This is a genomic window from Alteromonas sp. ABE4_545 (assembly GCF_056161325.1).
Genome location: NZ_JBSWYY010000001.1, coordinates 136,821 through 146,689 on the forward strand (window position 1 = coordinate 136,821; position 9,869 = coordinate 146,689).

At 45.5% G+C, this 9,869-nt stretch carries 9 protein-coding genes and 4 tRNA genes; 2 read left to right on the forward strand and 11 right to left on the reverse strand.

Going from position 1 to position 9,869, the window contains the following annotated elements:
* Window positions 1-4: 4 nt before the first annotated feature.
* From corC to miaB, 4 genes are read right to left on the reverse strand one after another with little or no spacing between them, the layout of a single operon-like run.
* Window positions 5-862: a CNNM family magnesium/cobalt transport protein CorC gene (corC, locus tag ACXAH6_RS00700; protein ID WP_474874705.1), complete on the reverse strand. Its 858-nt coding sequence runs from the start codon at window positions 860-862 to the stop codon at window positions 5-7.
* Between the two features lie 33 nt (window positions 863-895).
* The gene (gene ybeY / locus ACXAH6_RS00705) at window positions 896-1,369 is read right to left on the reverse strand and encodes an rRNA maturation RNase YbeY (RefSeq protein WP_474874706.1); all 474 of its coding nucleotides are present in this window, start codon (window positions 1,367-1,369) and stop codon (window positions 896-898) included.
* Window positions 1,366-2,424: a PhoH family protein gene (locus tag ACXAH6_RS00710; protein ID WP_474874707.1), complete on the reverse strand. Its 1,059-nt coding sequence runs from the start codon at window positions 2,422-2,424 to the stop codon at window positions 1,366-1,368. The genes ybeY and ACXAH6_RS00710 overlap by 4 nt, the downstream gene beginning before the upstream one ends.
* 15 nt (window positions 2,425-2,439) lie before the next feature.
* The gene (gene miaB / locus ACXAH6_RS00715) at window positions 2,440-3,882 is read right to left on the reverse strand and encodes a tRNA (N6-isopentenyl adenosine(37)-C2)-methylthiotransferase MiaB (RefSeq protein ID WP_474874708.1); all 1,443 of its coding nucleotides are present in this window, start codon (window positions 3,880-3,882) and stop codon (window positions 2,440-2,442) included.
* A 292-nt stretch (window positions 3,883-4,174) separates the two neighbouring features.
* On the opposite strand from miaB, the gene ACXAH6_RS00720 reads away from it, so the two are divergent.
* Together ACXAH6_RS00720 and ACXAH6_RS00725 are read left to right on the forward strand one after the other, a co-directional pair.
* Entirely contained in the window at window positions 4,175-5,353 is a 1,179-nt protein-coding gene (locus ACXAH6_RS00720) for an FAD-dependent monooxygenase (RefSeq protein ID WP_474874709.1), read from the forward strand.
* Complete coding sequence (locus ACXAH6_RS00725) at window positions 5,353-5,529, forward strand: hypothetical protein (protein WP_474874710.1); 177 nt, start codon at window positions 5,353-5,355, stop codon at window positions 5,527-5,529. The genes ACXAH6_RS00720 and ACXAH6_RS00725 overlap by 1 nt, the downstream gene beginning before the upstream one ends.
* An 80-nt stretch (window positions 5,530-5,609) precedes the next feature.
* On the opposite strand, the gene ACXAH6_RS00730 is transcribed toward ACXAH6_RS00725, so the two are convergent.
* The 7 genes from ACXAH6_RS00730 to ACXAH6_RS00760 form a co-directional block, all read right to left on the reverse strand.
* Window positions 5,610-7,016 (reverse strand): alanine/glycine:cation symporter family protein, encoded by a 1,407-nt coding sequence (locus ACXAH6_RS00730; protein WP_474874711.1) that lies wholly within the window; start codon window positions 7,014-7,016, stop codon window positions 5,610-5,612.
* A 113-nt stretch (window positions 7,017-7,129) separates the two neighbouring features.
* Window positions 7,130-7,205 (reverse strand) — tRNA-Gln (locus tag ACXAH6_RS00735).
* A 60-nt stretch (window positions 7,206-7,265) separates the two neighbouring features.
* Window positions 7,266-7,341: transfer RNA gene (locus ACXAH6_RS00740), tRNA-Gln, on the reverse strand.
* 4 nt (window positions 7,342-7,345) lie between these two features.
* Window positions 7,346-7,430: transfer RNA gene (locus ACXAH6_RS00745), tRNA-Leu, on the reverse strand.
* Between the two features lie 42 nt (window positions 7,431-7,472).
* Window positions 7,473-7,549: transfer RNA gene (locus ACXAH6_RS00750), tRNA-Met, on the reverse strand.
* Between the two features lie 356 nt (window positions 7,550-7,905).
* Complete coding sequence (locus ACXAH6_RS00755) at window positions 7,906-9,198, reverse strand: aminotransferase class V-fold PLP-dependent enzyme (protein WP_474874712.1); 1,293 nt, start codon at window positions 9,196-9,198, stop codon at window positions 7,906-7,908.
* 181 nt (window positions 9,199-9,379) lie between these two features.
* Entirely contained in the window at window positions 9,380-9,634 is a 255-nt protein-coding gene (locus ACXAH6_RS00760) for a type B 50S ribosomal protein L31 (RefSeq protein ID WP_474874713.1), read from the reverse strand.
* Window positions 9,635-9,869: the final 235 nt, after the last annotated feature.

Here is a 9,869-nt window from a genome sequence, read left to right on the forward strand (position 1 = left end):
ATGATTATTCCAGAGCGGGGACGGTTACCTTAAGTTGAACCAGTCGGCGTTTATCTGAGTTTGTGATTTTAAAGTGAATGTCATCAATCACAATTTCGTCATTAGTGGTGGGCATATGGCCAAAGGCCTTCAAGATAATACCACCAATGGTATCGGCTTCTTCTTCGCTGAATTTGGTTTCGAAAAAACGGTTAAATTCATCTACAGCGGTTAAGGCTTTGACCGAGTAGGTGTATTTATTTAGCGGGCGAATGTCATCGGTGCCATCTTCTTCGGTGTCGAATTCATCTTCGATCTCACCAACGATAAGTTCGAGGATATCCTCAATGGTAACTAACCCAGATACGCCGCCGTATTCATCCACCACTATCGCCATGTGGTAACGTTGTTGACGGAATTCCTTGAGCAATACATCAACGCGTTTACTTTCCGGCACGATAACCGCAGGGCGCAATACGTCGCTGAGCTGAAAGGTTTTACCGGGGATAAAAGCGTAAGATAGGAGATCTTTAGCGAGCAAAATACCTTCAATATGGTCTTTGTCTTCGCTAATCACTGGGAAGCGGGAGTGGGCGCTTTCCAGCATAACAGGGAGAAACTCTTCCACTGATTGGTTGATATCGATGGTGGTCATTTGGGTGCGAGGGATCATAATGTCGCGTACCCGCATTTCGTTAACGCCAATGACGCCTTCGATCATTTCGCGGGTTTGGGGGTCGATCACTTCACGTAATTCCGCTTCGGTAATAACCTCAACCAATTCTTCTTTACTTTTCGGCTCTCCGGAAAAAGACAGCTTTAGCTTGTCTAACCAACTTTTACCGCCAGAGCCGTTGGTAGAGTGGGGATTGTCGTCGCTCATAATTCAACTTTTTCGTTATTAAGAATACAAAAGTTAAAGCTCTTGATAAGGGTCGTCAATGCCTAATTGCGATAAAATCTCAATTTCAAGGGCTTCCATTATCTCAGCTTCATCATCTTCAATGTGGTCATAGCCCAGCAAATGCAGGATTCCGTGCACTGTCATATGGGCATAATGATTATGTAAGGATTTGTGTTGCTCGCTGGCTTCTTGTGCGATCACTGGCGCACAGATCACTAAATCACCTAACAGAGGCAACTCAATGCCAGGCGGGCATTCAAATGGGAAAGATAACACATTAGTCGGCTTGTCTTTGTGACGATACTGACTATTGAGCGCTTGTGATTCGTCGTTGTCGACCAAGCGGATGGTAATTTCTTTTTCCTCAAGTTCCAGCCTTGCGAGTACGGCATTGGCCCATAGTGTGAATTCTGATTCTTGAGGCAGGTTACCAGCATCGTCTGATGCTGGCTCTATTGCGAGTTGGTAGTCGATGAAGGCTGTCACGAGTTTGACTCACCGCCTTTCGCATCTTGTTCTCGCTGTAACGCTTCTGCTTTTTTGGCTGCGCGAATCTGTTCTTGTTCGCGATCGTGCTCTTCGTATGCCTGTACAATGCGCGCAACCACTGGGTGACGCACAACGTCAGCGGCGGCAAAAAAGTTAAACGAGATATCATTAACCGGCTGAAGCACATCAATGGCATGGCGTAAACCAGAGCGAACACCACGAGGTAGGTCGACCTGGGTAATATCACCAGTGATCACGGCTTTGGAATTAAAACCAATACGCGTTAAGAACATTTTCATTTGTTCTGTGGTGGTGTTTTGGCTTTCATCCAGAATGATAAAGGCATCGTTTAAAGTACGACCACGCATATAGGCGAGGGGAGCAACTTCAATCACGTTGCGCTCCATCAGCTTTTCGACCTTTTCGAAGCCCATCATTTCAAATAACGCATCGTAAAGAGGGCGAAGGTATGGGTCGACTTTTTGTGCCAAATCACCGGGTAAGAAACCCAGTTTTTCGCCTGCTTCAACCGCAGGGCGGGTGAGCAAGATACGGCGTACTTCTTGGCGTTCTAACGCATCAACAGCGGCAGCAACAGCCAGATAGGTTTTCCCGGTTCCCGCTGGGCCAATACCGAAACAAATATCGTGATTAACAATATTGGCAACGTATTGCGCTTGATTCGGGTTACGAGGCTTAATGACACCACGCTTGGTTTTGATCTGTATTTCTTTGCCGTACACATTTGGCGTTTCGTCACGCTCTAAACAGTTGGCTTCTTGAATCGCTAGGTGCACCTGCTCTGCACCTAGGTCGGGGATCAAACCTTTAATAGGTTGAGTTTCGATATAGAGTAATTTGAGTAACTCGACCGCACCGCTCGCCTGTTGTGGCTCGCCAAGTACTTTGAAAAAGTTATTGCGGTAGGTAATTTCTACCCCAAGTCGACGCTCAATTTGCTTGATGTTATCGTCGAAAGGCCCGCACAAACTCGATAAACGTTTGTTGTCTTCGGGCTCCAGTACTATTTCGTTACTAACCAGTTTACTCAAATTACTTCTATCCTCTTAAGCTTGTGTGCTCGGCACAAATTGGCCTACGCCGAGTGTGTCAGGTTTATCAATGTGCTGACGCGCTAAAATACTTTGTGGTGAAACGGCAACGCGTAGGCCCATGTCTTTTTCTCGACGAACCACGTCACCGCGTAATGAGTTAGCGAAAACGTCAGTAATAGTAACGTCAACGAACTCACCTATCATATCGGGGCTACCCTCAAAGTTTACAACCCTGTTGTTTTCAGTACGGCCTTGTAACTCCATCGGATTTTTCTTCGATGGACCTTCTACCAGAATGCGCTGTTCAGTACCTAGCATTTTACGAGCAATGTCTAAGGCCTGTTGATTAATGCGTTGCTGAAGAAGATACAAGCGCTGCTTTTTAGTGTCGTCTGACACATCATCAACGGCGTCAGCTGCAGGTGTGCCCGGGCGAGCACTGTAAATAAAGCTAAAGCTGATGTCGTAGTTAATTGCACTGATCAAATTCATGGTTGCTTCAAAATCAGCGTCGGTTTCACCAGGGTAACCAATGATAAAGTCAGACGACATACAAATATTTGGACGGATCTTCTTCAAGCGACGAATTTTAGATTTGTACTCAATGGCTGTGTGACCACGCTTCATCATATTCAGAATGCGGTCAGAGCCGCTTTGAACAGGTAAGTGCAGGTGGTCGACCAACTCAGGAATGTGTTCGTAAGCCGCGATAATATCGTCTGTAAATTCCACTGGGTGTGACGTGGTGTAACGAATACGGTCGATGCCGTCTATCGCTGCGACTAACTCCAGTAACTCGGCAAAGCGACAAATAGTGCCGTCGTGATGATCACCGCGATATGCATTGACGTTTTGACCCAACAAATTGACCTCACGTACCCCTTGTTCTGCCAACTGGGCAATTTCTAACAAAACGTCGTCTACAGGGCGGCTGACTTCTTCACCACGAGTGTAGGGTACTACGCAGAAAGTACAGTATTTAGAGCAACCTTCCATAATAGAAACAAACGCCGTAGGGCCTTCTGCTCTTGGCTCAGGCATGCGGTCGAATTTTTCAATTTCAGGGAAGCTAACATCAACCACTGACTTCTCGCCGCCTTTAATTTGGTTAATCATTTCTGGCAAGCGATGCAGAGTTTGTGGGCCGAAAATCAAGTCGACATAGGGGGCGCGTTGACGAATGTGATCGCCTTCTTGAGACGCCACACAGCCACCTACACCAATAATTAATTCTGGGTTAGTTTGCTTGAGGTTTTTCCAGCGACCCAGTTGGTGGAACACCTTCTCCTGTGCTTTTTCACGAATTGAGCAAGTGTTCAACAGAATGACATCTGCCTCTTCTGCTTCTTCTGCCAGAGTATAACCGTGGGTGGCATCGAGTAGGTCGGCCATTTTCTCCGAGTCGTACTCGTTCATTTGACAGCCCCAAGTTTTGATGTACAGCTTTTTAGTCATACGTGAAAAAATCCAGTGTTACTTAGTGAAGATGTTGAAACTAGTAGTATAGCAGCCAACATCTGGGTATCGTGTTCAAAATAGCCGCGCATTTTACCCGTAATCACCCGTAATCACCAGTGTTTGAGGCGAATCAATCCGCAACTCGCCGATTCTCTGTATTATCTTTGTAACGCAACTGATACCTATTGTTTGATGTATCGCCTAACGCGCCGATTATTTGGTGTTTCGATAGTCGAGACGTGGTGACTTAGGCATAATACAAAAGGCATGACATCGATAAGGAGTTTTCATGTTTGATTTCTGCATCAATGGTGCGGGTATGGTCGGCGCGGCAACCGCTCTGGGGTTGTTGCAACAAGGCTACAAAGTCGCATTAATTGAACCTGCTATGCCGCAAGCCTATTCGCCTTCACAACCGCCCGATCTTAGAATGTCGGCAATTTCTATTGCTTCTGTTGAATTACTTGAAGCACTAGGCGCGTGGCAAGCCATTGAGGCAATGCGCGTTAGGCCATATCACACCCTTGCCGTGTGGGATAACCCTAGAGCAGAAACCCGTTTTTCAGCCCAAGATTTGGGGTTGGACAAACTCGGTTATTTTGTTGAAAACCGACTCGTACAGTTAGGGTTACATACCGCTTTGGCTGAGTTGGCCCATAGTGGGCAATTAACTTGGTTTTGCCAAGACCCTGTCAAACGTATTGACGAGCAGGACTCAGGCGTTGTTGTTACATTATCTAGCGCTAAGACGATTGAAGCAAAATGGTTAATTGGTGCAGACGGTGCAAATTCTCAAGTGCGTCAAGCTGCTGGAATTGGTACAACCGGCTGGGACTACGCCCAACAAGCAATGGGCATTATTATTGAAACCCCAGAACCAGTAGACGGCGTAACGTGGCAACAGTTTTACCCAACCGGTCCTCGGGCCTTACTGCCCATGCACGACAACTACGCATCATTAATTTGGTATGACAGTAGCGATAAAATCAAACAGCTTAAAACCTTGTCACCTATTCAACTAGAAGCCGAGATAAAAGCAGCGTTTCCTGCGCCGACGCCTGCCGATTTTAAAGTACTGAATGCTGCCGCGTTTCCTTTGACGCGGCGTCACGCCAGTCATTATGTAAAAGGGCGGAGTATTTTGATTGGTGATGCTGCTCATACAATTAATCCACTGGCGGGGCAGGGCGTGAATCTGGGCTTTAAAGATGTGAAGGCTTTGTTGGCAGAAACGGCCCAATTTGAACCTCACCAACTCGCGGGTTTAGCGTCACAGTTGCAATCTGATTATGAGGCCATACGTAAGAAAGATAACTTGTTGATGATGAGTGCGATGGACGGGTTTTACGCATTGTTCAGTAACGACCATGCGCCGTTAAGTTTGCTCAGAAATAGCTTATTGGCAGTGGCGCAGAGAGCCGGCGTGCTTAAAAATCGCATTCTTAAATACGCATTGGGACTCGCATAATGACGGTATTGATTATTTTAGCGGTATTATTTGCTAGCTTATTTATTGTGCTCCCGCTTATCGAGCGGTCTAATATTCGTATTAGCGATGAAAAAGTCGCAAAGTTACGCCGCTGGATTTGGCCTTTACTCATGCTATTAGTGTTGGCGCAAGTCATTCGCTACTTTTGGGAGTAAGGCGGCAAAGAAGCCATGACGCAGAAACAACAAAGGGGCAAGATGCCCCTTTGTTTTTAAATGGTATCTAGTGTTAACCCTTACCAAATACCGTCTTCGGATTTACCCTGAATTTTACAGTCACCGGTTTTGTATTCGATGGTTTCACCATTGTCGTGCTTCTTAAAGTAATCTTTTGATATCGCAACAATAGTCGGGGTCAGCCACACGATGGCAATGATGTTAATCACTGTCATTAGGCCCAATGCCATATCTGCAGCTGCCCATACTTCAGGCAACGCTGCTCGAGAGCCCCAGAAAATCATTAACAGGTAACCCGCTGTAAAGACACCACGGCCGACTTTATTGTCGAGTTTAAACATGTGCAAGTTACTCTCACCATAAGCGTAGTTAGCGACAACTGAGGTGAATGAAAACAAGCAAATTGCAGCAGCAACGAAGTCTTCACCGCCTACACCTATGTGTGCATTCATGGCTTCCTGAGTGAGGCGTATACCTTCCATGCCTTCAGTTCCTGTGCTCACGCCAGACAACAGAATAATAAATGCAGTTGCGGTACACAAAATCATGGTGTCGAGAAACACACCCAACATTTGCACATAACCTTGAGAAACCGGATGGTTAGGATTGGGCGCCGCACTCGCTGCAGCGTGAGGCACACTGCCCGATCCCGCTTCGTTTGAATACAAGCCTCGTTGAATACCGTTTTTAATTGCCGCGCCCAGTGCGCCAGCGCCGGCTTCCTGTAAACCAAAAGCTGATTGAATAATTTCCCAAATCATTCCTGGCACTTGGTCGAAGTTGTAAAAGGTGATGCCCAATGCCGCGATAACATAGCTAATCCCCATAAAAGGGACAATCCATTCTGCGAAACGAGCAATGCCGCGCAAACCACCTACAACAATAAGTGCAGCAAGAGCGATAATGAATAAGCCAGAGTAGGAAGTAGGGATTTCGTAGGCGTTATTTAATGCGTCGGTAATGGTGTTGGCTTGTACCGCACTAAAGATAAAGCCATAACCGAGGAATAAACAGAATGAGAAGATCCAAGCCAACCAGGTTTTATTCAGACCTTGCTTAATATAATAAGCAGGACCACCACGGAATTCACCGTGATCATCGCGAACTTTATAAAGTTGGCCCAACACGCTTTCAGCAAAACCGGTTGCCATGCCGAGTAGGGCAATAACCCACATCCAGAAAATACTGCCTGCACCACCAAGGGATATAGCAACGGCAACACCGGCCAAATTACCTGTGCCGACGCGAGCTGATAAACTGGTACATAATGCTTGGAAAGAACTAATTCCTTCTTTTGTTGCGTTAGTACTACCTTTCAATAAGGTAAACATATGGCCAAAATGACGGAGCTGCACAGCGCGCAACCGCAATGAGAACCAAATACCACACGCCAGTAGCATAAAGATAAGAACCTGGCCTTCACCCCAGAGAATGTTGTTGATAAAGGAGACAACGTCGTTGATCACGATGAGAATCCTGTTGATTATTATAATATTAAAGTGAGATGAGTAGTCTGCCGAGGAATGCAGAGACTGTAAAGCAAAAACGCCGGTCAAAGACCGGCGTTTTCAAGGAATTATGGCTGGGGTAGCAGGACTCGAACCTACGAATGGCGGGATCAAAACCCGCTGCCTTACCAACTTGGCTATACCCCATAAGGTATTTAGCTGACAACAGCGATAAGCTATTTTGTATTATTCAACTAAAAAGAAGAATGGCTGGGGTAGCAGGACTCGAACCTACGAATGGCGGGATCAAAACCCGCTGCCTTACCAACTTGGCTATACCCCAACAATGGTGCGGAAGGAGAGACTTGAACTCTCACGCCGTGAAGCACTGGAACCTAAATCCAGCGTGTCTACCAATTCCACCACTTCCGCATCTAACCCAAATTTGACACCTACGAATAGGTTTGGGAAGATTGGTGGCTACGGCGGGACTCGAACCTGCGACCCCATCATTATGAGTGATGTGCTCTAACCAGCTGAGCTACGTAGCCATCCATTTGTTGGCTTCCTCTCGGGAAGTGCGGCGTATTATGCTGAGTTGATCTGACATCGTCAACCCCTTTTTTGACAACTTTTTTCGTTTGCGCATATTTCAAACATTTCACGATCGATATTCACGCAAATGGCTAAATAATGCGCATGAAACGGGGGTTTTGAGGGGAGTTCACGGAAAGTTTTTTCAAATAAAATCCCCTTTCACTGTAAAAATACGCGTAAAATTTCCGAGCTTTCAGACAAATTCAAAAACGAATTTGTCATCTTTTTGTGATATCCCGCGATTTATTATAAAAAGTTTGTCATTCAACGGAGGTTTTTTCTCTCCGAACTTAGAAAATTAGCAGCTAGCTTATTGTTGATTGATCGTTTTTAGCGCAAAAGATAGCGCATCAATTTCAGCCGGCGTAGAAAATACTTGTGGCGTTATGCGAATATTGCAGCCGCTCGATAGGTCTTTTCTAACAACAGTGAATATCCCAAATTGATTTTCAAGTTTTTGCTGCAATGCGGTGAGCTTAGCTTGTGAGGTTTGATTTTTGATTCTGAAACCTCCCATACCCGAAGCACATTTATTGTCAGCAGCACCCAGCACTTCAATGTGTTCTAGTTCGAGTGCCACATCCACCCATCGTTGGCGCAAATAGCGTAAACGTTCAGCTTTGTTCTTGTCGCCAATTGCAAAATGAAATTTAAGCGCGTCAGGAACGGCCAGGAAGGATGCAAAATCAGATGTGGCTATATGCACACGGTTTTGTACGGATTCATTCCCGCTGGGCTCTCCTGGGAAGGGGGCAATTTTGTCGAATGTGCCTGTTTTCATATATAGGGCACCCACACCAACAGGTGAGCCAATCCACTTGTGCAAATTGAATACTGCCCAATCTACCCCTAATTCATCCATTTTAAAGTCAACCAGTCCCCAGGATTGGGCGCAATCACAAATAACATCAATCCCCTTAGATTTTGCTATTTCTGTAATTTCTTTCACTGGGAGTGTTAATCCGTGCTGATTACTGGTGTGTGTCAGTAGCATCAACTTGAGATTAGGATGCTTTTCAAATGCTGATACATAGGCGTCTATAAAGTCTTGCTTGCTTCCGTAAGCGGGCAAATCAAGTTTTACGCCTTCCACATCATGCTCGTCAGCAAGCCAGGCCATCATGCGCTGAAAACTGGGGTAGTCTGCATCTGCCCACAAAATGGCATCGCCTTTTCTTAAGGCTTTGTATTGTGTGATCAGGTTAACAAAGGATTCCGTGGCATTGCGTGTCAAAGCGACTTCATTCTCTTGCGCTCCTAAAGCCGTAGCGAGAGCCTGTTTTACCTGCTTAAAATCATCATACCAGTCCTTTCTGGCATACCAGGACATATCTTCATTTACTTTACGCGTTAATTGAATATATTGGTCTTCGACCGGTGTAGCCATTTTTCCCCAGTAGCCTTGCTCCAGGTTTATGGTGTGCTTTCCTTTTCTGTAATACTGAGACACCGCTGCCCAATAAGCTTCATCTTTAGCGACAACTCTAGGGTCTTCTGATATCGCAGGTAAGACGGGAGTATCGATAAGAGAAGTTAGACCGGTCCCGGCGAAGGTTGATTGTGCGATGCTTCCTGCAGATATCGTGGTAGCTGCTTTTAGCAATTGTCTTCTGGTGAGCATGAATGTTCCCTGTTGTTATTGTGATTTTATAACATTGCATTCATGGGGAAGGGTGTCCAGACCCGCTATGGTGCTAAGTCGCTAAACTGCATGGAAATAAGATAAAGGACGGATGGAGATATTCAGGAAAGATAAAGCGCTCAGGTGAGCGCTTGGGGATAAATCAGCTACGATTTGCCAGCTTACCGAATCGACTGGTGAATCGTGCAACACGGCCTTCACTCTTCGTGGCGCGTTGTTGACCGGTATAAACCGGATGTGAAGCACTTGAAACATCAAGTGATACGTAAGGATAAGTCTTACCTTCGTATTCAATGGTACGTTCAGTTTTGATAGTTGATCCTACTAAGAAGTAGGCATCTGCTGACGTATCGTGAAAAACGACCTGTTGATAATCTGGATGGATTCCGGGTTTCATTTGGCACCTTTTGATATGTTATATAGTATCAATAATTGTCGCAGGTATCTAAGCTATAATCAATTAATAATAACCATTCGCATTTATAAAAGGTGTTTTACAACTTTAGTAGTAAAATGTTATAACATAACAATTCGTTGCTAAGGGCGACGGATATTTGCAAGCACGCGTCGGTGTAATTTCCATCTTTCATTCCATTTCGACGTAAAATTATTACTCTGAATTGTTATGTTAT

What these genes read in the sequence shown, in the direction of transcription:
- miaB (WP_474874708.1), bottom strand. Translation starts at nt 3,882, where the DNA reads ATGACTAAAAAGCTGTACATCAAAACTTGGGGCTGTCAAATGAACGAG.
- corC (WP_474874705.1), bottom strand. Translation starts at nt 862, where the DNA reads ATGAGCGACGACAATCCCCACTCTACCAACGGCTCTGGCGGTAAAAGT.
- ACXAH6_RS00760 (WP_474874713.1), bottom strand. Translation starts at nt 9,634, where the DNA reads ATGAAACCCGGAATCCATCCAGATTATCAACAGGTCGTTTTTCACGAT.
- ACXAH6_RS00725 (WP_474874710.1), top strand. Translation starts at nt 5,353, where the DNA reads ATGACGGTATTGATTATTTTAGCGGTATTATTTGCTAGCTTATTTATT.
- ACXAH6_RS00720 (WP_474874709.1), top strand. Translation starts at nt 4,175, where the DNA reads ATGTTTGATTTCTGCATCAATGGTGCGGGTATGGTCGGCGCGGCAACC.